This window comes from Microcoleus sp. A003_D6 (assembly GCF_036702825.1).
GTDB lineage: Bacteria > Cyanobacteriota > Cyanobacteriia > Cyanobacteriales > Microcoleaceae > Microcoleus.
Genome location: NZ_JAUBWA010000025.1, coordinates 1 through 26946 on the forward strand (window position 1 = coordinate 1; position 26946 = coordinate 26946).

General features: G+C 43.7%; 23 protein-coding genes and 1 pseudogene. 11 read left to right on the forward strand and 13 right to left on the reverse strand.

The window, feature by feature from the left end; all coding sequences use genetic code 11:
* Positions 1-106: 106 nt before the first annotated feature.
* The 3 genes and pseudogenes from coaD to QUB70_RS09650 all read left to right on the forward strand — a co-directional run bounded on the left by coaD (position 107) and on the right by QUB70_RS09650 (position 2656).
* Complete coding sequence (gene coaD, locus QUB70_RS09640) at positions 107-685, forward strand: pantetheine-phosphate adenylyltransferase (RefSeq protein ID WP_332979914.1); 579 nt, start codon at positions 107-109, stop codon at positions 683-685.
* On the forward strand, positions 568-1254 hold the full coding sequence (locus tag QUB70_RS09645) for a DivIVA domain-containing protein (RefSeq protein ID WP_332979916.1): 687 nt from the start codon (positions 568-570) through the stop codon (positions 1252-1254). Before coaD ends, QUB70_RS09645 begins: the two co-directional genes overlap by 118 nt.
* 349 nt (positions 1255-1603) lie before the next feature.
* Positions 1604-2656, forward strand: a pseudogene (locus tag QUB70_RS09650) (acyltransferase).
* A 14-nt stretch (positions 2657-2670) separates the two neighbouring features.
* On the opposite strand, the gene QUB70_RS09655 reads toward QUB70_RS09650, so the two are convergent.
* Positions 2671-3402, reverse strand: coding sequence for a TIGR04283 family arsenosugar biosynthesis glycosyltransferase (locus tag QUB70_RS09655; protein WP_332979918.1), 732 nt, complete (start codon positions 3400-3402; stop codon positions 2671-2673).
* A gap of 198 nt (positions 3403-3600) precedes the next feature.
* On the opposite strand from QUB70_RS09655, the gene ubiG reads away from it, so the two are divergent.
* From ubiG to QUB70_RS09680, 5 genes are all read left to right on the forward strand, one after another.
* The gene (gene ubiG, locus QUB70_RS09660) at positions 3601-4479 is read left to right on the forward strand and encodes a bifunctional 2-polyprenyl-6-hydroxyphenol methylase/3-demethylubiquinol 3-O-methyltransferase UbiG (RefSeq protein ID WP_332979919.1); all 879 of its coding nucleotides are present in this window, start codon (positions 3601-3603) and stop codon (positions 4477-4479) included.
* Between the two features lie 314 nt (positions 4480-4793).
* Positions 4794-5120: a hypothetical protein gene (locus QUB70_RS09665; RefSeq protein ID WP_332979921.1), complete on the forward strand. Its 327-nt coding sequence runs from the start codon at positions 4794-4796 to the stop codon at positions 5118-5120.
* A 162-nt stretch (positions 5121-5282) separates the two neighbouring features.
* Positions 5283-5795 carry a flavodoxin FldA gene (fldA, locus tag QUB70_RS09670; protein ID WP_332979922.1) on the forward strand — a complete coding sequence of 171 codons (513 nt, stop codon included), beginning with the start codon at positions 5283-5285 and terminating at the stop codon, positions 5793-5795.
* 129 nt (positions 5796-5924) lie between these two features.
* Positions 5925-6662 (forward strand): alpha/beta fold hydrolase, encoded by a 738-nt coding sequence (locus tag QUB70_RS09675; RefSeq protein WP_332979923.1) that lies wholly within the window; start codon positions 5925-5927, stop codon positions 6660-6662.
* A gap of 199 nt (positions 6663-6861) precedes the next feature.
* Positions 6862-8847 carry a sensor histidine kinase gene (locus QUB70_RS09680; protein WP_332979924.1) on the forward strand — a complete coding sequence of 662 codons (1986 nt, stop codon included), beginning with the start codon at positions 6862-6864 and terminating at the stop codon, positions 8845-8847.
* Between the two features lie 118 nt (positions 8848-8965).
* On the opposite strand, the gene QUB70_RS09685 is transcribed toward QUB70_RS09680, so the two are convergent.
* The 4 genes from QUB70_RS09685 to QUB70_RS09700 all read right to left on the reverse strand — a co-directional run bounded on the left by QUB70_RS09685 (position 8966) and on the right by QUB70_RS09700 (position 12571).
* Positions 8966-9232, reverse strand: coding sequence for a FeoC-like transcriptional regulator (locus QUB70_RS09685; protein WP_332979925.1), 267 nt, complete (start codon positions 9230-9232; stop codon positions 8966-8968).
* 225 nt (positions 9233-9457) lie between these two features.
* The gene (gene feoB / locus QUB70_RS09690; protein WP_332979928.1) at positions 9458-11797 is read right to left on the reverse strand and encodes a Fe(2+) transporter permease subunit FeoB; all 2340 of its coding nucleotides are present in this window, start codon (positions 11795-11797) and stop codon (positions 9458-9460) included.
* Positions 11797-12039, reverse strand: a complete 243-nt coding sequence (locus QUB70_RS09695; RefSeq protein WP_332979929.1) for a FeoA family protein — start codon at positions 12037-12039, stop codon at positions 11797-11799. Before QUB70_RS09695 ends, feoB begins: the two co-directional genes overlap by 1 nt.
* A gap of 154 nt (positions 12040-12193) precedes the next feature.
* On the reverse strand, positions 12194-12571 hold the full coding sequence (locus tag QUB70_RS09700) for a FeoA family protein (protein ID WP_332979931.1): 378 nt from the start codon (positions 12569-12571) through the stop codon (positions 12194-12196).
* Positions 12572-13048: 477 nt separating this feature from the next.
* Here QUB70_RS09700 and QUB70_RS09705 point away from each other — a divergent pair, with 477 nt between their 5' ends.
* Positions 13049-13957 (forward strand): alpha/beta fold hydrolase, encoded by a 909-nt coding sequence (locus tag QUB70_RS09705; protein WP_332979933.1) that lies wholly within the window; start codon positions 13049-13051, stop codon positions 13955-13957.
* Between the two features lie 81 nt (positions 13958-14038).
* Here the strand turns inward: QUB70_RS09705 and QUB70_RS09710 are convergent, their stop codons facing one another.
* From QUB70_RS09710 to QUB70_RS09745, 8 genes are all read right to left on the reverse strand, one after another.
* The gene (locus QUB70_RS09710) at positions 14039-14482 is read right to left on the reverse strand and encodes a DUF4079 domain-containing protein (RefSeq protein ID WP_006633652.1); all 444 of its coding nucleotides are present in this window, start codon (positions 14480-14482) and stop codon (positions 14039-14041) included.
* Between the two features lie 194 nt (positions 14483-14676).
* Positions 14677-15471 carry a WecB/TagA/CpsF family glycosyltransferase gene (locus QUB70_RS09715; RefSeq protein WP_332979936.1) on the reverse strand — a complete coding sequence of 265 codons (795 nt, stop codon included), beginning with the start codon at positions 15469-15471 and terminating at the stop codon, positions 14677-14679.
* 430 nt (positions 15472-15901) lie between these two features.
* Positions 15902-17272: an O-antigen ligase domain-containing protein gene (locus QUB70_RS09720; protein ID WP_332979937.1), complete on the reverse strand. Its 1371-nt coding sequence runs from the start codon at positions 17270-17272 to the stop codon at positions 15902-15904.
* A 103-nt stretch (positions 17273-17375) separates the two neighbouring features.
* Complete coding sequence (locus tag QUB70_RS09725) at positions 17376-17909, reverse strand: glycosyltransferase family 4 protein (RefSeq protein WP_332979938.1); 534 nt, start codon at positions 17907-17909, stop codon at positions 17376-17378.
* 856 nt (positions 17910-18765) lie between these two features.
* Entirely contained in the window at positions 18766-19911 is a 1146-nt protein-coding gene (locus tag QUB70_RS09730) for a glycosyltransferase family 4 protein (protein WP_332979940.1), read from the reverse strand.
* Between the two features lie 1592 nt (positions 19912-21503).
* Complete coding sequence (locus QUB70_RS09735; RefSeq protein WP_332979941.1) at positions 21504-22184, reverse strand: CPBP family intramembrane glutamic endopeptidase; 681 nt, start codon at positions 22182-22184, stop codon at positions 21504-21506.
* A gap of 280 nt (positions 22185-22464) precedes the next feature.
* Positions 22465-23010, reverse strand: a complete 546-nt coding sequence (locus tag QUB70_RS09740) for a hypothetical protein (protein ID WP_332979943.1) — start codon at positions 23008-23010, stop codon at positions 22465-22467.
* 1 nt (position 23011) lies between these two features.
* Positions 23012-24343 (reverse strand): AAA family ATPase, encoded by a 1332-nt coding sequence (locus QUB70_RS09745; protein WP_332979945.1) that lies wholly within the window; start codon positions 24341-24343, stop codon positions 23012-23014.
* A 74-nt stretch (positions 24344-24417) separates the two neighbouring features.
* Between QUB70_RS09745 and QUB70_RS09750 the strand changes: the two genes are divergently transcribed.
* The gene (locus QUB70_RS09750; protein WP_332979946.1) at positions 24418-26007 is read left to right on the forward strand and encodes an Hsp70 family protein; all 1590 of its coding nucleotides are present in this window, start codon (positions 24418-24420) and stop codon (positions 26005-26007) included.
* 76 nt (positions 26008-26083) lie between these two features.
* Positions 26084-26911, forward strand: coding sequence for a YwqG family protein (locus tag QUB70_RS09755; protein WP_332979948.1), 828 nt, complete (start codon positions 26084-26086; stop codon positions 26909-26911).
* Positions 26912-26946: the final 35 nt, after the last annotated feature.

Below are 26946 nucleotides of genomic sequence, written 5' to 3' on the forward strand. Positions count from 1 at the left end.
CCCTCTCCCCTCTCCCCTCTCCCCTCTCCCCCTCTCCCCCTCTCCCCCTCTCCCCTCTCCCCCACTCCCCCACTCCCCCACTCCCCCACTCCGTTGAGCCAAACAAGTGATTGCAATCTATCCAGGCAGCTTTGACCCCATTACCTTCGGTCACGCAGACATTATCGAGCGGGGCTGCAAACTGTTCGATCGGGTAATTGTTACCGTAGTCAGAAACCCCAGTAAAACTCCTTTGTTCACCGTAGAGGAACGGATCGAGCAGATCCTGCGCTCTACCCAACACTTGCCAAATGTAGAAGTAGACAGTTTTGAGGGTTTGACAGTAAACTATGCTAAGATTCGACAAGCCAAAGTGCTGCTGCGGGGGCTCCGGGTACTAACAGATTTTGAAATGGAACTCCAGATGGCCCACACCAATAAAACCCTTCTGGGCGAAATTGAAACAGTTTTTTTGGCAACTTCTAACGAGTACAGCTTTTTAAGTAGTAGTGTAGTTAAAGAAATAGCCAAGTTTGGTGGCTCCGTAGATCATCTTGTTCCGAAACACGTCGCCCTAGATATTTACAAATGTTACGCCAGCAGGAACCAACTCGCATCGAACCCGACAGTACCGGCCTCCGCACTGAGAACGAATCACCTCAGAACACAGCCGTCTTCGGAGACCCCACCCGAACCGCAGGAGTAGACATCCAGCGGGAATTGAACCGGCTTGAGGAAATTGTTCTCGACAGTCCGCGAATTCCCATGACCAGACGCACTCTGGTGGATGAAGAACAGTTGCTCGATCAGTTAGACTTGGTGAGGCTAAATTTGCCGATCGCCTTTGGGGAAGCCGAGACGATCATCCGCCACAAGGACGACTTGCTTCAAGAGGCGGAACTTTACGCTCAGGAAGTGATAGAAGCAGCAGAACAGCGAGCGGCAGAACTTTTAAACGAGATGGGCCTGCTCCAGCAGGCGAAGATAGAAGCAGATCAGTTGCGGCAGCAAGTTTTGCTCGACTGCGAGGCAATTCAGCAGGCAACGCTGGCGGAAGTCGAACAAATTCGCTACCAGGCTCAAGAGGAATTGGAAGAGATGAGAGTGAGGGCGATGGCGGAATGCGAGGAAATTCAAAACGGAGCCGACGATTATGCCGACCAAGTGCTCGATAATATCGAACACAAGCTGAGCGATATGCTGCGCGTGATCCGCAACGGGCGCGATCGGTTGGATAGTGTTTCTGCGTCGCACATCCATCACAGCAACGGTTAGCTAACAGTTAACTAATTTATGGAACATTTCTAAAAGTCTACCTAATTTAGGTAGATTTTTTTTCGCAATAGTCTTTATAGTCTTTCTTCCTCAATTCCAGCACTCGGTGACTTATTTTTTCCGAGATAAGTTTTGTGAACATAGGAGCAAATATAACATTTTATGATATTCTACTCATACCAAATCCGGCTTAAAAACCCCCTTTATCTATTAGTCCGCGGAGGCGGACTTCCTTTGAGTCTATGCAGCGGTTTCAACCGTCGAATGATAAAAGGGGTAGCAAACCCGGATTTCGTATCAGACAAAAAATTCCTAATTTAAATCAAATTTTTGCAATCTAATTTTTACCATGCAAAAAGCTTCTAATCGGTTCGCTGAATTTGATTTGATCCGAGCTTTAGCGATCGTCAGTGTGGTGATTACTCATGCTGGGTTCTTCGCATTTCGCGATCGCAGAATTTTATTTGTCGCGATCGATACATTTCAACTATTTTGCGTACCTGCATTTTTACTGCTGAGCGGCTTTTTTCTCACCAACAAACTGGAAAATAAAAATAATCCCACACTGATATTAAAGAAAAGACTGTCAAAAATTATACCTCCCTATCTATTTTGGTCAGTAGCTTTGTACATCTTAAATAATTTGGGGGATATCAAGAAATTTGATTTAATTGCATTAATCCGAGATATCCTGACTGGCTCAGTGATGCCTCCCTATTACTTCATCGTTGTAATTATTCAATGCTACGGTTGGTGGTGGCTTCTCGTGAAATTAAAAATTTTAGAACCCAGAAAAGTTTTGGCTTTGGGCTTAACAATTTAAACAATTTTTACAATCTTCTTCTACTTAACCGCTTTCCAATACATATCAATACCTCTACCTTTGATGGAGCGCTGGATTTTCAGTTGGATTTTGCCATTTTCAACAGGTCTATTTTTGGGCGGTTCCTATGACAGAATTCAACCCGTTCTCGAACGGAAAAAAATGCTAATTTTAGGGGCAACTATCCTTTTTTATCTAGCTAGCATTTGGGAATATTACCTGAAAAGTGGAGTTAATTCGGAGGGATGGTTTCTGCGATCGTTTTTTAAAATATCTTCTCAAGGATACGCAATTTTTTTCGTATTGTCGATCCTCGCATTTTCTAAGAGTATCGCACTTCCCAGTAGAATATCTGGGTTAGTCAAAATATTGGCTGCTTATTCATTCCCTATCTATCTCCTGGATTCGACAGTAGTGAAATATGTGTTGTTAGTGTTTTATAAGTTTATTGACCCGGTAAATCCGCTGCTGAAGTTCGGCTTTTTAGTGACCGGGACTTTGTTAGGTTGTTGGGTGATTATTTACCTGTTACAGAAAGTTTTGCCCGCAAAATACAGCCAGTACATTCTGGGAATTTAGTCTGATGTTATGCTTCAGCGGATATCTTCATAAAACTGCTTGAGATACCGGGGAGAAACGCCCAAACCCCACAAAAAACCAATCAAAAAATAGATGGCAGTTGCTTTTAATTCGCCCCAATTCGCCACTCGGCGATCGCTACTTTCGACTACCCGATTGACTAACTTAATTTTACCCAGTCGCACTAACTTCAAACATAAATCAGCTTCCTCCATAATTGGCAGCGCAGCATCGAAACCTGCACATTCCAAAAAATCTGTACGGCGGCAAAAAATAACTTGATCGCCAAACAGCAGGCGCAATCCTTTGAAAAATAAATGAGGTCGAAATAACAGCGGCGCGTAATAAGTTTTCAGGTAATTGTGGAGGGAAAAACCCCATCTTGTTTGCTGCGAACCAGCCATCAGGGAGATAAACCCGCCGCCGACTATTTCGGCATCGGACAATGTTTTCTGGATGACTGCTACAATGTCGTCGGGAACTAAAGTATCGGCGTGGAGAAAGCACAGAATTTCGCCGGTGGCGACTTGGGCACCTAAGTTCATTTGCACGGAACGTCCGGCTGTACTGCTAGAAATAACGCGGGTAGTGGCCGAAAGTGCGATCGCCACTGTTTCGTCTTGACTGCCGCCGTCTACCACAAATACCTCCCAAGCAGGAGGAGTGAGGATGCTGAGTTGACGGAGGGTGCGTTCCAGACAAGTCGCTTCGTTGAGGGCTGGGATGATAATAGAAACGCGATCCATCTCGTTGAAATTTGTGCCAAAAGTATTATAATCAAAAACTGTGGCGATTCGCAACTAACCTGAAAATAGAACTTATGTGCGCGGATTCAGAAACCCGGTTCCTGCCTGCGAATTCGTCACGAAACCTCGGATTTTTCACAGAAACCGGGTTTGTTGGCGTCATTCCTCTAAAATCAGGCAAAAGTGCGATCGCCCGTTGTGTATTCCACTAATCAGGACTTAAAAATCGTGCAGAAAACAGAAGTAAAAAATGATTTAGAATTTTATGATGAAAATGCCGATAATTGGTGGGACGAAAATGCTAAAATTTATGCCTTATACCATCTAAATAAACCCAGATTTGAGTTTTTCGACAGACACGCGACTAATTGGCGAGGGCTGAAAACCTTAGATGTCGGGTGCGGCGGCGGCTTTTCTTGCGAGTTTATGGCCGAGAGAGGCGCTGTGGTTTCTGGAATAGATCGATCGGACAAATGTATTGTAGCAGCTCAAAATCACGCAGTTACTAGCGGTTTTGAGATTGACTACAGGCAGGGTTTTGCCGAAAATATGCCCTACGCTGACAATACCTTCGATGTTGTAATCTGCGTGGATGTTTTGGAACACGTGGTCGATTACAAAAAAGTTGTGTCAGAGGTTCACAGGATTCTTAAGCCCGGGGGACTGTTCTTTTTTGATACAATCAACAGAACTTTTTCCTCGCAAATTGTGATGATTGGACTGATGGAAAATATTTTGCAGGAAATTAAGCGGGGCGTTCACGATTGGGACAAGTTTATTACCCCGGAGGAACTGTCTGTGGTAATGCGCGATACGGGTTTCGGCAAGATTGAAATTAAAGGTTTTGATATGTTTGGAGAAATGGGCGCTGTTTTAGCCCAGATGCACGGTTTTTGGGGGAATTTTACAAGTGGAAAGCAGCTATTTCCTTCGGGGGAAAGTTTGCAACAAGTTTCTCAACTGCTAATCTCTAATATCGTTAACTATGTTGATTACAAAAAGTCTGGCTTGTTTAAAATCAAAATTAATGAGGATACGTCGATTATGTATGTTGGCGTAGGGGCGAAGAATAATTAGTCATTAGTCATCAGTCATTAGTCATTAGTTATTTGTTAGCTGCGACTAATAACTAATGACTTTTTTCATAATTAACTGAAAATAATTAGCAGGTATTGTGTGGTGGGTGCGATCGCCCATCGCAGTTTTTTTAGCCAAATGACCGCCCCATCTCAATTTACGGGTGCGATCGCTGCTTGTAAACCCTGATATACAGCCTTTTGTAACAAATCTTAATGTTTAACTCTTGACAACTTATCTGAATTGCATGGTAGCTTATTGAATATTAATTGCAATAACTGCGGGAAGTTAACAGTACCTGGAGGTCAATCACCGTGACAGCAGCAATAGTTTCCGCGTCAGCCTCGCGAATCAGCGACGAACAACCCGCCTACAGCCAAAAACTGATGAGTTTGGGTAGAAATTGCGAAATACCTGACCTTGATGACTCTAAAGATGTAACCATCGCCGTCTTAGAAGGAGTGGGAACTCTCACGGTGTGCGATCGAACAGTCACTTTAAAACCGGGAGTATTTGTGTTTGTACCCGCCGGCATCCCGTGCAGTCTAAAAGTACAAACGACGCTGAATTTGTTACTAATTGACTGCGAACCCGACCCCGATATGAGCGAGTCAGCTTGGTTGATGAATTTTCAACTTTAACCCGATGAAAAAACAGTGTCCTTGCTGCCTTGACTCCCTAATTTCTCAGGTTTGCCACAACCGTGTCTACTGTTTTTGTCTGAATTGCAGGCAGGAAATGCCAAATCCTGACTCACAAAAAATAATTCTCAAGCACTACCAAATTTCACCTTCGGAGTAAAAATGTCAAAAACAATTGGTCTTTTCTACGGAACTACAACTGGGAAAACAGAGTCGGTAGCTGAAATGATTCGGGATGAATTTGGTGGCGATATCGTGACCTTGCACGAGATCGGCAGCGTTGAAAATGATGATTTTGCGGAATACGAATGTCTGATTATCGCTTGTCCGACTTGGAATATCGGCGAACTGCAAAGCGACTGGGAAGGTTTTTTTCCCGAACTTGACGATATTGATTTTAGCGGCAAAAAAGTAGCTTACGTGGGAACTGGCGACCAAGAAGGCTACCCGGACAATTTTATGGATGCAATGGGGATTCTGGCTGAAAAAATTTCGGAACAGGGCGGCGAAACAGTCGGTTATTGGCCGGTAGAGGGCTATGATTTTACTGAATCTAAAGCTGTAGTTAATGGCAAGTTTTTGGGTCTTGCTATTGATGAAGATAACCAATCCGAGCTGACGGAATCGCGCATCAAATCTTGGGTATCTCAACTCAAGAAAGAATTTAGCTTGTAGACTTAACGGTAGCAGGGTGAGTTTTGTAATTAGATTATGTTCGGCAATCAAAATTACGCACTCAGCCCGCCCCGAAAATCTAGCAGATCAATTATTATTGTTAATAATTCAATCTCAAACTTAAAATAGATGAAATTTAGTTCAGATGACGTCCTTTGGTTAAGTGTAAGTCCGAGTTTGCAATTCTTCGATCGCTCGCTGCTTTCCTACTTAAATGATTCTGTACCAGTGCAAATATGGGAATACCAACAAACAGAAGATGAAGCTTGCTCTTTAGATATGGCTGTTGAACTTTTGCACGATTTTTTAACATTGCGCGATCGCCCAATTCATCTCATAGGCCACAGTACCAGCGGATTAGTTGGTTTAATGTATGCGCGCCGCTATCCTCACAAAGTAAGTTCTTTGGGGCTTTTAGCTGTCGGTTTGCCATCTGCTATGAATTGGCAATCGCATTACTATACGCATCTTTCAGCTTTTCCCTGGAGCAGAAAACAAGTTTTGACTCAAATGGTTGGCGATATGCTGGGATTGCCAAATCAAATAATTAATCAAAGATTTATATCATATTTTGAGGATGACTTAGCCTGTTCTCCTTGTCCTCACTCCTTATTTAGGGTGATGAATTCCCGCGATGAAGGTGTAGAAGTACCTTTGTTGATATGCAGTAGCAAAACTGATTTTGTTGTATCTCCTATTGTGATGCGCCGCTGGTCTAAATTTCTTAAAAAAGGCGATCGCTCTTGGGAATGTCCAGACGGTAGGCATTTCTTTCACCACTTCTATCCAGAACAAGTCGGCGAAGAAATACTGAATTTTTGGCTGTCTCTACACAGCCGGCAACTGATTTTAGACTTGAAGTTCTAGATTCTAGATCGCAACTATTAAAATAAATATCTAACAAGTTTTGGGTGCTAAAAGCAGTCTGCCCGCCAGACTGCTAAAATTCACTACAGCCTAAATTCTTTATATATCAAGGATTATTTGCACTAGCAGCTCCCAGAAATCACACTTTACGGTTAATGTACTATTATAAATTAATGACTATTATTCTTAATAACTCATTATGAAAAATCTAAGAAGTGCGATCGAGGGCGACAACAGCTCAACCAAGAGCCCGCCCTACTTTCGAGTACCGCTGAGCCTCAAAATTATCGTGCCGTTTCTAGGTGTATCCGTCACTCTATTGTTATTAGTGATACACACAGTAAAAATCGGATTTGCCAACACTCTCGAAAAAGGAGTGCGCGATCGAGTTGAAAACCAAGCAGCTTTAGCCGTGCGAGACTTCAAAAGTCGATCGACTCAATTGACAAAGCAGGCCAAACTACTATCAAAAGAACCAGAAGTTATTCGCGCTGTAGAAAAGAAAGACAAAAACATCTTGCATCAAGATATATTATCTCTACAAACCATTTTTAAACTAGATTTAGTCAAAGTAGTAGACGGGCGGGGCCAAATGGTAGCAGAGTTGCGAGAAGATTCGCTCACAGATAAGAAGTTAATCAATAGCCCAGCGATAAATTCAGCACTTAAAGGCTCAGAAAAGTCAAATTTCGTCAGCATTGATGGCAAACAGCAAGCATTGCTAGTAGGATTTGCACCGATTAGAAGCAAGAATAGGATAATTGGTGCTGTACTCGTGGGTGACTTAGTGACAGACGAACAATTGGATAAAATTAACATTGATACTAACAGTAAAAACTACTTCGCTATCTTTAAATCAGGAGAATTAATTGCTACTAATTTTCCCCAAATTCGCTCTAAATCTTGGAAAATACCTACACCACAGACATCGACTACTAAAATAGATATTGAGCGCCTGTCTTACATAATGAAAACGGTAGAAATATCCGAAATAGGCGATAGCATAGCTCTAGCTGTGTTTAACCCAATGGCGACAGTGCAGCAAACGCAATTAACTTTATCTCAACGGCTAGATAGTTTCTTTTGGGCAGGAGTAATTCTAGCCACGATTGTTGGTGGTGTAGTTAGCCGAATCATCGGAAAACCAATTCTAGATTTAACTCAAAACGTGAATTGGATGGCAAGCAATGAATACTTTTCTGGTAAAGTACCCATTCCTTCCGGCGATGAAGTAGGTCAACTTGCGGAAGCTTTCAACTGTATGATAGAACAAGTAGAAAATCGCGATCGTACACTCAATATCCAGTTGCACCAACTGCAACAAACGCTCCACGAGTTGAAAAATGCCCAATCCCAACTAATTCAAGCCGAAAAAATGTCCAGTTTGGGATTGATGATGGCTGGTATCGCTCACGAAATTAACAACCCAGTTAACTTTATTTATGGCAACCTCTGTCACGCCAACCAATATACTCAAGATTTGCTCAGGCTTGTAAGACTTTACCAGCAGGAATTTCCGAATGCAAGCGCGCCGATTCAAGACTGCATTGAGGAAATTGAACTCGAATTTTTATCAGAAGATTTGTCGAAGTTACTATCTTCCATGAAAATGGGTACTGAGCGAATTCAGCAAATTGTTTTGTCCCTGCGAAACTTCTCTAGGTTAGATGAAGCTGAAATGAAACCAGTCGATATCCATGAAGGAATTGACAGCACTCTATTAATTTTAAATAGCAAAATCAAAACAGCGATTAAAGTAATTAAAAATTATGGAAAATTGCCCTTAGTAGAGTGCTATCCGTCGCAGTTAAACCAGGTATTTATGAATATCATAGCCAATGCTGCTGATGCACTGTTGAGCGATCCAAATCTGCGAGACAAGGAGATTGAAATCATCACAGAAATAGCAGGAGTAAATCAAGTAGTGGTGAAAATTCGAGATAACGGCACTGGAATCGATCCTGATGCGATCGACAGGTTATTCGACCCATTTTTTACAACTAAACCTGTGGGTAAAGGGACTGGTTTAGGGTTGTCGATTTCCTACCAGATTATCGAGAAGCATCAGGGGAAAATAGAAGTGAATTCCAAAATAGGTGAGGGAGCAGAGTTTGCCATTTATTTGCCGATTAAAGCCGCATTAGAGAAGCCACTTGTCTCTTCCGAAGTTAAGAAAGCTGGATGAATTTAATATCAGTTAGTGAATCTATACAAAAAAAAGTCGTTTGTAGTAAGGACTAAAGTCCCGATCGCCTAAAAACTTTCACAAAAAACTGAAGTCCTCACTACAAATCTAATATCACTTAATGGCAAGTTGCAGAAACAGGCTCTTTTTCTGACACCGACTCGCCAGGATTTACCCATACATAAATCTCGGTTGCATCGTCTCCGCAACTGTGACATCCGCCACACTTTTTGACTTCTGCCATTTTACTGATTCGCCCTTTGCGAATTAGGCGATTTAACATTCCGCGCAAAGCATCGCCATCCATACGGAAGTGAATTTTCAGATCAGCGAGGGAGGCTCTTTTGTTGTCAGCAATAAATTTTTGGATGTCGCTTAAAATCATGGCTTTTGTCCTTTGTTTGATTCTTAAACACAGTTAACAGTCAACAGTTAACAGTTAACAGTTAACAGTTAATACCAATTTTTTATGAAGCTGCATAGAATCAGATCCCCCCTAGCCCCCCTTAGTAAGGGGGGGACAAGATTCCGCTCAAAGTCCCCCTTCTTAAGGGGGATTTAGGGGGATCGAGATATGTGCAACTTCACATTAAATTGGTATAACAGTCAACTAACTACTGATTGCTTCGCGTCGCTTTGCTCGTTTTCCACCAGTCAGTTTTAATACCGCAAGAGTCAGACCCATAGCTACGATTAGTCTGAAAATATAAAGCATAGATGAGTCTGGATGCTCTGAGAATGTAGCTATTTGATAGTAAATAACTGCTGTGAAATAGGCGACACCAGTAGTCCATAGACCTGCGAATACAGTCCATCCCAAGTTAGTTTCGCGGTAAAGCGCAGCCGTTGCGGAGACGCAGGGAAAGTACAGCAATACAAACAGCAAATAAGCAAAAGCTGCTTGATTGGAACCGAACCGCTGGGACATTTGTCCGTAGGTGCTACCAGAGATACCTTGGTCTTCTTCCGCTTGTTTTTGGTCGGTAATATTAGCAGAATTTAAGCCGAGGGGATCGAAAAGTTGACCGGGAAGTTTTGTAAGATTCTCCGGTATGCTAAAAAATGCTTTGCCGATATTTCCCCAGAAACTAAATTCTTCTTCTTTCTCCGGTTCTCCGCTTGCTGCTTTTTGTTCGTCTGCTAGTTGAGTGTACAAGGAATCTAAGGTTCCAACCATTACTTCTTTGGCAAATACTCCTGTTAGCAAACCGACGGTGGCTGGCCAGTTTTCTTGGGTGATTCCCATTGGTGTAAATACAGGTGTTGCCGCGCGGCCGACGGCGCTAAGAATTGAATCTTTGGTGTCATCTTTACCGAAGGAACCGTCGGTGCCAACTGAGCTCATAAATCCTAGTATAAGTACCATGATCGAGATCGCAATTCCGGCCTTTGTGATAAAAGCTTTCAGCCTGTCCCAAGTACGCAGCAGCACTCCTTTGAGCTTGGGAATGTGGTAGGGTGGCAATTCCATAACAAAAGGCGCGGCTTCTCCTTGGAGGAGGGTATTTTTGAGGATTAGTCCGGTGAGAACAGCGGCTAGAATTCCGATTAGGTAAAGTCCTAATACCATGTTTTGACCGCCGACTTGGAAGAATGCGCCACAAAATAGGGCGTAAACTGCTAATCTGGCGCTGCAAGACATGAATGGATTCATCATTATTGTCATCATGCGATCGCGCTTATTTTCTAATGTCCGCGTCGCCATAATTCCGGGGATGTTGCAGCCGAAACCGACCATCATCGGCACAAAAGATTTACCGGGAAGTCCGACAAATCGCATTAATCTGTCCATAACAAAGGCAGCCCGTGCCATGTAGCCGGAGTCTTCTAAAACTGACAAACACAAAAACATCATCCCAATTTGGGGGATAAATGTAGCTGTAGTTTGAATTCCGCCACCAGCACCTTTTGCGAGAAGTCCAATCAACCATCCGGGCGCGCTGATGCTTTCTAAAAGTTTAGCGAAACCATCGACAAAAATTGTTCCCAAGGCGATATCAAAGAAGTCGATAAACACTGCACCAACGTTAATTGAAATGGTGAACATTAGGTACATTACCGCTAAGAATACGGGAATGCCTGCGAAGCGGTTGAGAACAATTTGGTCGATTTTGTCGGAAACGTTGGCTTTGACTTCCCTAGACGATTCGGCAACGCCTTGGGTGAGGTTGCGGATGAAGGTATAGCGGCTGTCGGCGATGATAATATCGAGGTCATCATCGAGGGTTTCGTGCACTCGGCGGCGGTGGGGAACGACGATTTTTTCGAGTTCTGTACTGGCGAGTTCCGGGGCGACTTCATCCTTGTATTCTAAGAGTTTCAGGGCTGTCCAGCGGGCATCGACGGTGCGATTTGGACTGTGTTTTTCGATGTGCGGGATTAGTTGACCGATCGCATCTTCGATCGCAGCCGGATAAGCGACATAGGCAGATGGTACGATCGGCTTAGCCAGCGCCCGATTAATAGCATCCCGCAACAGAGGCAATCCGTCATTAGAAGCAGCACTCATCGGCACCACCGTACAGCCGAGGCGTTCTGCAAGTTTATTGACATTGATTTTGAAATCCCGTTCTTTGGCAACATCCATCATATTCAGCGCCAAAATTGTCGGTACGCGCATCTCCAAAATTTGGGTAGTCAGATACAAATTGCGCTCTAAATTAGAAGCATCAACAATATTAATAATTACGTCAGCTTCCCCAGATAGCAAATAATCTCGCGCCACCAATTCATCGAGTCCGGTGTCTCCATCTTCGGCATCAATGGAATAAACTCCCGGTAAGTCAACAATCGTAATTGCTAAACCATCGTGAGTGTATTTTCCCTCTTTGCGTTCTACAGTTACTCCCGGCCAATTCCCTACTCGCTGGTTAGCACCAGTCAGGGCATTAAATAAGGTAGTTTTGCCACAGTTAGGATTGCCTACCAATCCAATAATTTGCTTAGCCATTATTTAACCTCTTCTACAAATAGACTTTTAGCTTCATCTTTACGCAAACTGAGTTTAAAACCCCGCACGAGGATTTCTACGGGATCTCCTAAAGGTGCGTGCCTGGTGACGGTAAATTCAGTTCCCGGTGTCAGCCCCATTGCCAACAATTTACCTTTGTAACCTCTAGCTGTTTTCTCGTAGCCAATGACGCGGCAGATTGCGCCGACAGCTAAATCCCCTAGTTGTTTTTTCTCGTTCATCTGTTGTTTGAATGCAGTCTAAATTGGTAAAAAATCAATGAAATTTCAGAATCTGCGAACATCTCTCTCTGACTCTGCGCCCTCTGCGCCCTCTGCGGTTAATAAAAAAAATCTTTTTCACCAATGAAATAGGATTGCTGTAGATGCAATTTTTTTAGGGCAATTTTGAATTCCTACACATAATTTTCTGTGCCATCCCTGCCCCCAAACCGATGCGGTTGTCCCCAATTGCCACGATGACGGAACCGCAAGAGGTGCTGACGATTTGAACTTCAATAGTGGGGACTAATCCCATACCAATCAGACGGCGTACCGTGCCTTCTGAACCTTTGAGTTTGACAATCCGCAGTGTCTCGCCGATGCTTGCCATTGCTAGGGGAAATGATTTACCTTCACCCAAAGCAGGCTGAGTTTCTGTGCTGCTGTCTTCGCTTTGAGAGACTTCTGGTGTCTCGCCGTAAAAGGTGAAACCCCCGAAAGACTTGGGGTTTAACTCTTGCTTCTGTTGGCTGTATGCTTGGTTTTGTTTCATGTTTTTTCTCGCGGTCGATCGGTTTTAGCAACAAGTTGTTTGACGTTAGTCGCACCATCTACCTGATATATATTCTCAATACGATCGGCGCGAAAGCACAGGTATTGCTAAAGTCGGAGCTTCAGCTTACTTGTTTCCTTGGGATATTTCGGATACGGCTGTTCCCCGCAGTCAGAAATTTGATGGTTTTTTGCGTTCAAGAGTCGAAATCTATCTTGGGTTAGATGCCAATTTCTGGTTGAACTGCTCTCTCGTCAGACTTACTGCTCTTCAGCATCTTATCTGAAAAACTGTTTATTAGCAAGAATTCTCAAATAATTTAACAGGAAGTGAACAAACTCAGCCTTGGCTGGTACGGATCGATACTAAATTGCGATCGCATTTTAATGCTGGGATCGCCCGAAGCCCTAAAATAGCGATCGAGCATATATACTTAACCCGCTCCCGCCCCTACCGATTCACAATTTATCAAGAATTATGCCAGCAAGTTTTCTGCCAAAGTCGATCGCACAACTCACAGAATCTACCTCAATTGCCTTAGCCCAAAGCATTCAACGGGAGGCAATTACAACTCCCCTATCTTCGGGGCAAATTGCCACAACCTACGTGCGCCAAGGCAGTGGCAACACACCAATTTTGCTAATTCACGGCTTCGACAGTTCCTTGTTTGAATTCCGCCGCCTGTTGCCGCTGCTAGCTGCCGAAAATGAAACTTGGGCGGTTGATTTGTTGGGTTTTGGCTTTACAGAAAGAGCGCCAGGTTTGGCATTCAGCGCGAGGGCAATTGAAAGTCACCTCTACTATTTCTGGAAAACGCTAATTTCGCAGCCTGTAATCTTAGTCGGTGCTTCAATGGGAGGTGCAGCAGCAATTGATTTCACCCTCAATTATCCTCAAGCTGTAAAACAATTAGTGTTAATAGATAGCGCAGGTTTTGCCGTCACTTCTAATAAGGGAAAGTTTCTCATTCCTCCTTTAGGATATTTGGCAACTTCATTTTTGCGAAATCCCAAAATCCGCCAGCAAATTAGCATCAATGCTTATTTTGATAAAAATTTGGCTTCTCAAGACGCTCAAACTTGCGCTGCTTTGCACTTGGAAATGCCCAACTGGAATCAAGCTTTAATTTCGTTTACCAAAAGCGGCGGTTACGGAGGTTTTGGGGGAAAATTATCGCAAATTCAGCAGCAGACGCTGATTTTGTGGGGAAAACAAGACCGGATTTTGGGGACGGCGGATGCGGAAAAGTTTGCCAGGGCGATCGCAAATTCTCAACTAATTTGGATACCCGACTGCGGGCACGTTCCCCACTTAGAAAAGCCAGAGATTACCGCCCAGCATATTTTAGAATTCATCACCAAAAGCGGACTCACGCAAAAAAATTAAACCTAGGGTGCGCTGCGGCGCACCTTACATATATGTTTTCCCTTGCATATTTGGTATAGTTTGAGGTCAAATAGACAGCTTTCACACTTTCGGCAAATACTTTTGTACGATCGTCCATCCTGTGAGCAACACAGTCACAAATCCCCCAAACAAAGCCAAATTAGTGCCGATATGGAGGGGACGCGCCCAAGGATGTTTAGGGCCAATTTGCAGCCCGCTTCCAACAGAAACCAACACCAAAGCCACAACAGCTAACCCTGCCGGTAAATGAGCCGAGTGACCCAAATTCCCGTAGTATCCCAGCGTACCGACTACACCAATTCCCAGCAGTAAAATTACCAAAGTCGCCATCCCCGCACCAGTGGCTAAATGGAAAGGACGCAGCCATTTTGGGCGCGGCTGTTTCGTGCTGCGAGTCGCAAACATCCACGTTCCAGTAACGGCCAGCAACAGGTAAGCTAACAGGGAAACACCCATTGACCAAGCCGCTATTTTCCACAACCACAAGAAAGAAGGCAGATTCATCGGTTGCATCCCTAATTAGGATTTTTCACAAAAGGTTTCTTTCCGATTTTACCTGGCCTTGAAAGCAAAAATGAATTATTTTGAGAGAAAGTGCGATCGGACTATTCACAGCTTGCATCCGTCTTACCTTGGGATCAAACGCACTTTCTCTCATACTCAGCTTAATTTACGTTATAAATTTGTCGCCACAGTTTTTAGGAACCGCCTTCCCATTCTAGCTTTCTGGTTTTGCTGTCAAGGAAAGGCATTTTATAAAACCCTAATTTTTGTTCTAAGATTAATCGGAAAAAAGGCAGACCTTCAATCAAATATCTTTTCCACAACCTTCTCGGTTCGCTTAACAGTCGGTACGCCCATTCTATGCCGACTTCGCTCATCCATTTGGGAGCTCTTGCTTTGCAACCTGCTTCAAAATCAATGGTTGCACCTACTGCTAAGAAAATTTTGACGTGTGTTAATTTGCTCCTGTATTTAACCAGCCACTTCTCTTGCTTGGGCGCTCCCACTCCTATAGCCAGAACTGTCGCTCCTGATTTATTGATCGCATCAATTATTGTTTCACATTCTTCCTCATTTTTTTCAAAGCCAAAAGAAGGAGAAAGTGCTTCAACTACTATTTCTCTACCAATTTTTTGGTTAATTTTTTCCTGGGCTTTCTTAGCAATACCTTCCGCAGCTCCTAGCAAAAATATTTTAATTTTCTCGTTATCTTTGTGATACATATAAAATGCAGGAAACAAGTCAGAACCGGAAATTTTTTGTTTGAGAGGAGTACCCAAAAACTTGGAGGCATACATCAATATTTGACTGTCGCAGACTCTATAAGTAGAGGTATTGTAAGCTTCATAGAAGTCGCGGTCATATTGCAACTTAATCAAGTGGTCTACATTGGGCGTAAATACGACACCACCTTCGGAGTCAAGTTTTTCAAACAACTCTGTTATTGACAAGTTATCTATCGAAACATTCAATAAATTAACTGTTTTCATTTGTTATTCCCTTCACCCTTTATATTAAACTACAACTAAAACTATGACAACCCACACTAGAGCCTCGTGTTTTCACTAAGGCGTCTCGGTGAATGTACTTTTTAAGTATATCCTTGTACACCCTACCTGTCCAGTCAGGATTTTTAAAGATTGTGTAAAGAATCAGCTTGTTTTAGCAAAAAGTGTATAAAGCCAATTTTGGTTTACAACCCGCAACACAGTTTTAATAAAAACACAATCCCGTGCTAATAGTTGAAGCATTATAAATTAATGTAATAATTTTTTTTACACTAATTTTGAGCGAGTGAGAAAGAGGGCGCAACTCCCGAACTTGATTTTAGGCAAAGGTGGTAGATTTTATAGTTTTTGTATGCAGGGAATTCAAGATATTTTCAAACTTGAAGTCGAGTGGCGATCGCATTCCTGAAAATCATCCTGATTTTTGGTGAACCAGCAACTGTCTTCTTGGTGGCGAACTGGTTTTTTTGGTCTTAAGACTTTCGGGAGCTTTTAAGACCAGACCCGATATTCCTCCAGCAATCATCGCAAAAATCGGGTTAGTCATAGCGTTCAAAACACAGTCAAACACGTACATAACTAAGGCTACTCCCAGGACGGCAGCCGGCGCTACTTTGGGATTAGACCAGGTTCTGGCGGGATACTTGAACACGCAAAAGACGATAACAGGAAGTAACAATGAAGAAAATAAACTAACTAAACCGACTGCACCGTTGACGCCAAATGCAATAATCCACAAGCTGTCGGTGACCGAGATATCTTTACCGGACTGGTCGTAAACGCGGTTTCCGCCGGAATCCCCCCACCCAAAAAGAAAATTTAGCCGCGCTTTTTCCCCCAATATCTCTTCCATGTCAAATCTATACTTCAGAGAGGCGGCTCGTTCTTCACCAAATATGGGAGTGATGAAGTCCATCACGTCTTTGCTAGAAAATTGACCCGATGCAGCTACGTACAGATAAAACACTATATATCCAATTATAAATAGCAGGGGCAAAGAGGTGCGAAACCACTTTGCCGAGAATAATACGAGTAACGCCATTGCAAATAAACTGTAGGCGCCAGTAGAACGGCACAGCAAAAAAGCGATTATTAATATAATTGCTAAAGTCTTGATGTTGCGGCCCATAAACTTTTTGAGCGTCTTAGTTTGCCACAGCCAAACTCCGATTAAAGCGGCTGTCATCATCCACACGCCCACCATCAAACCGTGCTGCATAAATACTACCGGTCTCCATCCCCCCAAACGCCTTGCTTGACCCCAGTCTTCAAAAGCATTGACGCCGTAAATCATTAGGTGCAGAATTGGGCCCTTAACCCCTTCAATTAAAGTAAAAGGAATGTAGGCCAACCCACCTGCAAAAATCCCGATCGCCAATTGTCGCAGCCCGTCTAAACTACCCACATACAAGCGTCCTAAAAAATAAGGCAGACCCCAAGTAACGATTTGGTTTAAAGTCGGAGAAATCGGGCTGCCGCCATTAGTAACCTGTGAAACAATTGGACACAAACAGCAAATTACCACTGGCACGTCCAGCCAACCCGGCTTAAAAGAGGTGATGCGGGCAGTATCGTAGACAATAGTAGCCAGAAAAATGCCGTAGCAAGCTGCCGAGATTTTGGTATACGGCGGCAAGGAGCCGATGGGATAAGAAGCTTGCGGCAAAAACAGCCACGCTGCAACAAAACTGATAATTACCGCCCGCTGAGTCGGAAACCTCACAAACAGGTAAAAAACGATTGGAATAAAGCCGAACATAGCAAGTGGGATTAATGCAACCATAGGTCTTTTTTGGCAGTAAAATTGTAGAAATAAAACACAATTTGCCCGAGAAAAATTCTCAAAAACGATCGCCCAACCCCAATCTTTAAAATCAACCTCAATTTTACGCCTTATGAGCTAATTGTGCCTGACTTTCCCGTGCCGTGTACAGTGCAGCCTCGAAGAGATCGGTTGCATCCTCCCAGGTATAATTTATCACCGTCTCCAAAGCACTCTCAGACATGGCCCGCCATTCGGCATCAGACAACTGACAAATCCGCTCGATCGCGAGTGCCATATCCTCTGGGTCTTCTGGCTTGACAAGTATTCCACCCCCGCCAGCAAGTAGTTCCCGAGCCGCACCAGCAGGAGTGCCGATGACTGGAGTGCCACAAGCCATCGCTTCTAAAATTGGCAAGCCGAAGCCTTCCGAGCTGCTAGAAAACAGCCAAGCATCGCATTTGCTGTAAAATTTTTTGAGTTGGTCTTGAGTAGGTGCCATATTATATTCAGTGCCAGGTGTCAGCGGCAAATAGGGAGGAGGAGTATCGCCCGAACCAAAGGCAACTAGACGAAGGTTGGGAATTTTTTTAGCCGCTATAGAGAAAGCTTTCAGGGCAAGATCGCAGCCTTTCCAAGGAGTTGTAGTATAGTACATCCCGACTGTGGGAACTAATTGCTTGCCTCGCGGCTGCTTCGCTCGCGACTGGGGGTCGTAAAGCTGATCTCAACCAAGGCGTATCAACCGATGCCCGTAGAAATTTCTACAAGCACTTATATTCTAGCGTTCAGCTTGGTTATCGCTTACAGCTATTAGCCAATCAGATTATTTGCTTTGATAATGTAGAGGCAACTTATTTATATAGCGGTTGCGTACTACCAAGGTTTTTCACCTAAATCTGAGTGGCTAAATTCATTCTATATGATATAAAGACAAGAAGGCCAATGTAAGTTATTGTTAGCAAATATCAGAAAAAGTCTTACTGTTAATCAACCCTCATGCCACCTGTAAGACTAAGGGTAGGAAGGACAAAAGTAATTTTCATGAGTAAATGCCGAAGATTGACACTGGTCGATCAAACTTCTTCATAGATAACATGAATTTCACACTTACAAGTTTCTTTTTGGCTTGTGTGCAGGTGCGGGGTTCTGCCTCCGGGCGATCGTCACTTGATGGTCGAGCCGACCTTACTTTGTCATCATAGACTTTTCCCAATTACAAATCGGGAGATGTTTGAGGACTCGACAAGTTTAACCTGTAACGGCACGAGTCTCAAAACCTCCGCTGCACTCGGGTTCAGATTTTGACCGACGATCGCTTTACAACCAGTATTCGCTAGCCCGCGGGACTAGAATTCGTATCGAGACTGCTGCGTAGAAAACAGGACACGGGCGATTTTAGTTTTAGCAGAAGCACCCCGCCAAACGATATTGAGTTTCTGCGGAGAATCCCGCGCTCTTGACGCGGCGGGCAGAATTTCAAATTGCTGCTGTTAGCATCCAACCTCAATTTTTTAGTTGACCGGTGCTGGGGTCACATTGTAGGGAGAAGAGGAAACTATGTTAACGTCGCGCTGTTTAGATTTGTCTACAGCAGCTTTCAATCCCGCTTCAAAATGATCCGTGGCATCTTCCCAAGTATAATTGCTCACCTTGGCATAGGCGGCTTCGGACATGGCTTGCCACTCGGAATTTGGCAACTGACAGATATACTCTATGGCTTTTGCAATTTCTTGGGGATCTTCTGGTCTTACAAGTATGCCAGTACCGCCGCTCAAAATTTCCGGAGCAGCGCCTGCTGGGGTACTGATGACGGGAGTGCGGCACGCCATCGCTTCGATAATTGGCAAGCCGAAGCCTTCTGAGCGGCTCGGCAGAAGCCAGGCATCGCATTTGCTGTAAGAGTCTTTGAGTTTGTCTTGGTCGGGTTGAATTACATACTCGGCATTGGCCGGTAGGGGCAATTCCGAGGATGGGGCATCTACACCGAAGGCAACCAGACGCAGGTTGGGGATTTTTTCGGCAGCTAGGGAAAAAGCTTTGAGGGCGATGTCGGTTCCTTTCCAGTAGATTGTAGAGTACATTATTCCAACTGTAGGAACCGATTGTTTGTTGCGAGGACGGGCGTAAAATTGCTTGGTGTCCACGCTCGGAGGAGCTAAGGAAACTTGGCGATCGCCGTATTTAGTCCTCGCTAGGTCAACTAACCACTGAGAGATCGTAATTTTGTGCATTGGCAGCATCCAGGTTGCTTCTACTCTATCTTGAGGTAGATAGTCAAAAACTTCGTGGTGCTGGATAAAATAAGCTTTTGCTCCTTTGCTGGGAGAGAGTTTGGCTACCCACTCGGCGGTTTCCCACCAGGTGGCAACTACTACGTCAGCGTCAGGTACATCTTTGTCCTCTACCGGGCGGTAGCGATCGGTAATTTTGTGTTCTACACCTAAGTTATCGAAAAATGAGGGCTCGTTTTCAGGTGTGGAAATCCAACCGCGTCCCCGCAGCAGCGACTTGACTTGCTGGCGCATACTCGGTTGGGAGTGGGGTACAGAGATGACGAACACGGAGTGTCCTCGCTTTCTCAAACGTTCTGCGAAAATAGATATTACGCGTATTCCACCAGTCAGAGACAGAGTAGGGAGAACAAAGGTGATTTTCATTTTTAAGTTCCGCTGAAGACTCCGACTCTTGACGGCACTGCTACCAGCGCTGATGTTAGAGTCCGAAAGGAAAGAGGGGCGGGTGAATATTAATTACCGCTTTCCTGGTGTGTACATAAAATTCAACCTAGCTACTGTTCGCAACACGCCAGTATCAATCTGCCACAACTTCGCTGTTATTGAATTGATAATAATGATTGATGCGCTCGGGAAACAGTTCCTATAGGGATAATTTTCAGGTGAGCGAAAGTTCATCCTGAAGACAGATACCTCATCAACAAGCAGCTTTTTTCGCGCCCAACACCAAGCTAGACAACACTTCCTGTTTAACACAACAGCACTTGCCTATCCTACAGATAGGGATGTACGGAAAACCGAAAAGCAACCAACCTTTACTGTGGGAACGAAAGGTAGCATTGGTAACAATATTCAGTAGGTTGACGATCGCGGTTGGGAAAATTTTATACTGCGCACTCAAGAGGGAAATTCTTACTTAGAGAATGTTGATTTCCCGATCCAACAGATATAAACACCGATCGGCAGCTTTGATTTTTTGGTAACTGTTTTGTCGGTATTCCTTGACAAAATATCGTATTTTGTCAGGATTCAGAGATGGTGGTTTTCTCAACTACCGACACGGGCGCGATCGAGCCAATGACAGTCCTGGACGCGCGAATCAGGGAATAAACCGGGTTTTTCAACCGATATCTCTCGCCCTCACTTGTCATATTTTCGTGAAAAAACCCGGTTGATGCGTCCACTGTTTGAAAAAGTAGGTTTCTCAATCGCGCTACAGAACATAGAGTTTCATCGGTATAAATTTAATTAGCTGGCGGAGTTTTAAATTTGTTAATAAAAGGCGATCGCAGGAAAGGGTTCCCAAAAGCGACTGCCACTTCGGGGCCGAGTATATGTAGCGTGCCTGCGCAATTCCTGTATAAGTAATTACAGTAAAAAAAGTTAAGTAAATTATCAAATGACTGTGTAAAGATCAAAGAAAGAAGCAAGGGCCGATCGGCATAGATCGTGTCAACATTGACTCCTCAGCAGCTTAGCGGTGGGTATCCAACGAGCTCGCTTACAAAAAAAAATCTGATGAAATAATGATTGTTCCTAAGTTTGCGATTGAGGATGACAATCGGCATAATCTTGGGGATTGTGCCGCAGCCCGCCAGATATCGGCACGGTTTATAAGCTGAGGCGCATCTAAATTTTACAGTCAAGTTTGATGAAATTATTGTGGGGTAAGCTCTTGTAGCCCGCCCTAAAAATAGAACTTAGATGCCCGACAGCTTACTGATGTTACTAATACCATTTTTATAAAATAGTGCAACACTCTTCGACCCCCCCTAGCCCCCCCTTGCTAAGGGGGGGGACAAGAATACTGTTGCATTCTTTTTTAAATTTGGTATAAGATTTATCAGTGTTTGTTAAGCCTGCTGAGCAAGGCCAGCAAATTTACCGAAGCTGGTGAAATTACTATCGCCAATAAATTCGGTCAGATGATGGGGGGAGATATTAGTCGGGAGATAGAGTTGGGAAAAGGGTCAACTTTTACTATAAAATTGCCGTAATTTTCCCTGAAAAAGCAGTTAATTAAAGAGTATTTGCCAACCAATACTTGCCAGTGCCAAATCTGCGATCGCGTGGCTGATATAACTCGACCAAAGCGAACGGTAAGTCAGATAAGAATGCGACCAAATTATCCCGGCGGTGAAGACAGCTAAGGAACCTAAGACAACAGCCTGCCAGTCGCTGTAAGCTGCTATTACAAAAATGTGGTGCAGCGTGAAAAATAGCGAACTCAGAAATATTGCTTTTGTTCCCGGTATGAGAATCTGGCACTTGTTGCAGACAAACCACCGCCAAGTAAATTCTTCAATCAATGAGTTAACTAGCACAAAATATGCTTCTACAATCAAGTAAATAGTAGGGCGGCTAATACCTAATTGGTGCGATTTTTCTTTAGCAAGTACAGGATCGATCCACTGCTGGCCAAAAAGGCTATAGATACCCAGAATTACCGCAAACATGAATATTCCCCAAATAGATCCAGCCAGCAATTCTTGGCGCTTGGGTAGGGATAAACTGAGCTTTTCGCGATCGACAAAAACAGACCACGCGATCGGAAAAACCAGCAACCAAACTTGACACAAAACTGACAGTGTTTGTCCCCAGATTCCCGGGGCAATATACAAAGCTGCTATTATACCAATACTAGCAGCAGGGACAAGCAGTGTTAGAGCCAATAGTGCTGTTTTGCGATCGCCCATATCCAGCATTTTTCACGTTTTTTTGTAAAATTGGATTGATATCAAAGGTAAAAGCGCTTCCGCTGCGGACAGGCGATACCACTTGCAAAAAACAATGCAACTGTAGGGCCGCGATCCAAATCCTTATGCAGTCAGTCATTTCCAATTCTTGAATCTAAAATATAAAATGGTATGAGATTTGTGCCGCTTATTAAAGTGGCGCGCCTTTGTGGCATCGAAAAATTGGTAAAATGACGATCGCACCGACGATCCTACGAACCCGGAATGACTCTAAATCTACTCAGTTGTGTGCTTTCTGAAATCCGAGCGATCGTTCTATTTCAGGTTCAGCACCATTTTGCAGCCAATCAAGGGGTTTTTCTGCTGTTTGGGCTGGGTTTACCCATATAATATCTTTAAGCTGCTCGACATCTACTGCTACTTTAGCAAAACATTGTCTCACTTTGTTATCAAGTGAAATTACTGTGCGATCGGTAGCGATAGCAGCTTCCACCAACCGCAAATCTTTAACCATTACTTCCCGCTCTTTATCGCTCTCGGCTATTGCTTCAATTTGACACCACAAATCATTATCTACCGCGATATCGCAGGGACATAATTTCTTCTTTGCCACCATCTGGCGCAGCCATATACGCGCAGATTTTGATTGATGTTTGTTCCACTCATCTCTAATATCTGGAGTCATCACAACTCGGTGAGAAAGATCCAAGACAGCTTCCAGGAAATCCCGACAGTACACCGATATGGGATAGGTTGCATCTTCTCCACCAGCAGCACGCGCAACAGAAGCATCTATTACCAGGCGTTTAGAAACTTTATCTGCCATGTTAACGCTTCCACAAAACAGCTTCTGCTGCATCCAAATAGCGGTTTTCTAGATGCAAAGAAACATCACCAAAATCTTCAGGCCAATCTCCAAAAGCTCCCGTCTCGTCTAAATCGGCACTGCTGACTTCTGTAACACCATCGTCGCGCCGTTTAAACCAGTGAAGTTTGACTAAATTAGGTAGTAGTTTCCCCTCGGCAACTAACGATTGAACTGCTAAAAGCAGCAATTCGCTGTGAGTTTCTATAACTACTCGCACACCTCGATTTGCAGCATCAACTAATATCTCTGCTAAAGCAGCTTGAGCGCGAGGATGCAAGTGAATTTCCGGCTGTTCTAGGTAAACTAATTGTCCTGGTTCTGCTACAAGCAAGGCAACTAAAATAGGCAAAGTTTGCGATACCCCAAAGCCAACATCAGCAATACTAACCGTATCGCTTGCACTCCCGCTGCGGGATAAACGACCTACCAGCAGTTCAATTTGTACGTCATTAATCTGTCTGGCCTCAACTTTCCAATTGAGTCTCAGTAACTCTAAGGCTTGACCCAATTTTATCAGTCGAGCGTCCCACGTTTCTTGCCAGGAATTAACTATACTAGCAACATAATTTTCAAAAATCCCAGTAAATTCACTACCAAATGCTGCGATATTGTAGGTGCGTTCTGGATTGCCTCTCGATCCGGGAACATGAATTATCTGGCGAATATGTTTTTGAAAGTTTATTGCCAAATGGGACGAATCCAACTGACTTTCGCCAAGTCGCAAGTCGAGAAAACCTCGCACATTACTCACCCTCCATAGTGGCGGTTCTTCCTCAATATTATCTAATAAGGTATAGTAATTTTCCGCCAAGTATTCGGGAAGAACCTCAATCACTTCTTGATGTCGCATTCCCGGATAAATAGTAATAATTTTATCGCTATCAGGAAAACAGTAAATTGCCTTGACAATTCTAATACCAGGTTTGGGCTGCTTGCTGAAAACGCTTTTCAAAAAATTATCTCTCTCTAGATTAACCCTGACATAAAACTCATCGTTGTATTTTTCAGGTGACAGTTTAGACAATATCTGTTCTGCGGATGTAAATTTAACATTAGGCCCGTCAAGTTTCAAACCACCCGGATCGTAAGGGGCTTCTAGCGTTTGCTTCATCAGCAATAGCGGCTGCATAATGCTAGACTTACCAGAACTGTTGGCACCGGCTAGAATTGTCAGCGATCGCACTTCAATCTGGCACTCTTCGTAAATAGACTTGTAGCCGCATACTGCAATTTCAGTAATTCCCTGTACAGGCTCTTCGTTTTCGGTTTCAAAGAAAGTGGATTGAGTCATGATATTATGTTTGTATTTGCGGCTCCAAATACCATATTATAATCTAATCCCTAGTAGCTGTGTATTTTGGCTGAATGACGATCGCAATTGATTTTGGAACTAGCAACACCGTCGTCGCTCGCTGGAATCAAGCCCTCCAGCAGCCCGAAACTTTGAAATTACCGGGATTGTCGGCAATCTCGGCTCAAAATCCGCCCCTAATTCCCAGTTTGCTCTACGTTGAGGACGCTGCTCAAAGTAAAGTCATACTCGGTCAGCAAGTCCGCGACAGAGGCCTTGATTTGAGTGGAGATTCTCGGTTTTTTCGCAATTTTAAACGGGGAATTGGCACTTCTGTTCAGGGTTTTGTGCCGGAACTTGACGGGCAACTTATTACTTTTGAACGAGTAGGTGAGTGGTATTTGAGCCAAATTGTGAACTCAATTCGCGAACTGCCATTGCCGGTAGATTCTCTAATTTTTACTGTCCCCGTAGATAGTTTTGAAGCTTACCGCCATTGGTTGGGTAAAGTGTCTGAATCTCTGCAAGTAGAACAGGTGCGGATGTTGGACGAACCGACGGCGGCGGCTTTGGGTTACGGTTTAGCCGATCGCGAAATTCTGTTAGTCATTGATTTTGGCGGCGGAACTCTAGACCTTTCTTTGGTGCGTTTAGACGCTTCTGCCGACAAAAAGCCCCTCGGTTTTATTCTCAAGTGGGGCGAAAAGTTATTGGCTGAATCTTCAGCGCAAAAGGCAAAAGTTGCCCGGGTTTTGGCTAAAGCCGGACAAAATTTAGGCGGTTCTGATATTGATAATTGGCTGGTTGACTATTTTTTCAAAACGCAAAATCTCGCAAAATCTCCGATTACGACGAGATTGGCAGAACGGTTAAAGATTCAGTTATCTTTGGTAAATAAAGCGGTTGAGGTTTATTTTGATGATGAAAATTTTGAGAGTTACGAATTAGAATTAGATCGAGAGCGCTTTGAATCTATACTCGCCGAACATCAGTTTTTTGACAACCTCGACGAGTGCATGAATCAAGTATTGCAGCAAGCGCGCCGCCAAGGCTTAGAAATTGGCGATATTGATGCAGTTTTGCTAGTCGGCGGTACGGTACAAATTCCGGCTGTGCAACGCTGGGTTGAGCAATATTTCGATCCGGCAAAGATTCGCTGCGACAAACCATTTGAGGCGATCGCCCAAGGTGCTCTGCAACTGAGTCAAGGCATACAAGTCAAAGATTTTCTCTATCACAGTTACGGGATTCGCTACTGGAACCGCCGCGAAAATTGCCACAGTTGGCACAGTTTAATAAAATCCGGCCAGTCTTATCCGATGAGCGAACCAGTAGAATTAGTCTTGGGGGCTTCTTTAGAAAATCAGCCGAGTATAGAATTAATTGTCGGCGAATTGGGAGCGGAAACTGGTGGCACGGAGATATATTTTGACGGTGACAGGCTAATTACTCGCCAACTCGCGGGCCAAACATCGGTACAGCCCCTAAATGACAAAGACGGAGCGCGCAGCATCGCTCAATTGACGCCTCCAGGGTTTCCGGGGAGCGATCGCGTCAAAATTTTGTTTCGCGTTGACGAACAGCGCTTTTTGCGGATTACTGTTGAAGATTTGCTGACAAATGAAACTTTGTTAGAGGATAAACCAGTCGTACAGTTAAGTTAGGAAGATACTTTACAGGTAAGGTGCGCGGGCCAGGCGCACCCTACAGATTGCTTTAAAAACAAATTGTTAAAAACAGATGAACTACAAGCTCGACTTTCCACTCTCTCCCGAACTAGAAAAGTATCGCGACAGAATCGAAGCTACCATTAAACCTTACATCGAAATTCAAACCCAGAATAATGACCAGGTTAATTGGTGGCAGAGTAAATTTGGGGGATTGCCCTATTTACCTAAAGGCTTTGACTATCCTAAAACTGCTGACGGTAAATATTTATTCTTCCTAGCACAAATCAACTTTTCTGAAATACCGCCTTTAGATGGTTTTCCCGATCGGGGGATTTTGCAGTTTTATATAGCCGACGATGAACCATATGGTTTAGAATTCGGCAATTCCGCCGATGTAGATAATCCCACAGTCGAAGACAGATTCAAAATAATGTATTTTCCTCAGCCAGACTTCAAAGTTGAAAACATCATTACCAATTATGATTTTTTGCCGGAACCCGAACTTTTTCCTATCTCAGGCTGTTGCAGCTTACAATTTACTAAAAAATATGCGCCGATTAGTACCAGTGATTACCAATGTACCGAAATTTTAGGCTCGGAAATTGATGAGTTATTTATGAATCATGAAATAGAGGATGAATACCTAAAAATATCGTCTTTCTTGGGTCATAAAATAGGTGGTTATCCTGATTTTGTACAAAATGATGTTAGAGAATATAGCAGTAAATGTGATCGGGAACATAAGTCAGATATTCTTCTATTCCAAATGGATACCGATCGCAATGATACAGTAGATATCAAGTGGGGAGATATGGGTATAGGTAACTTTTTTATTAATGAATCAGCACTCAGACAATTAGATTTTAGTAAAGTTTTATACAATTGGGATTGTGGTTAATACCAATTATCTAAAGTCTTGCAACAATGATGAGT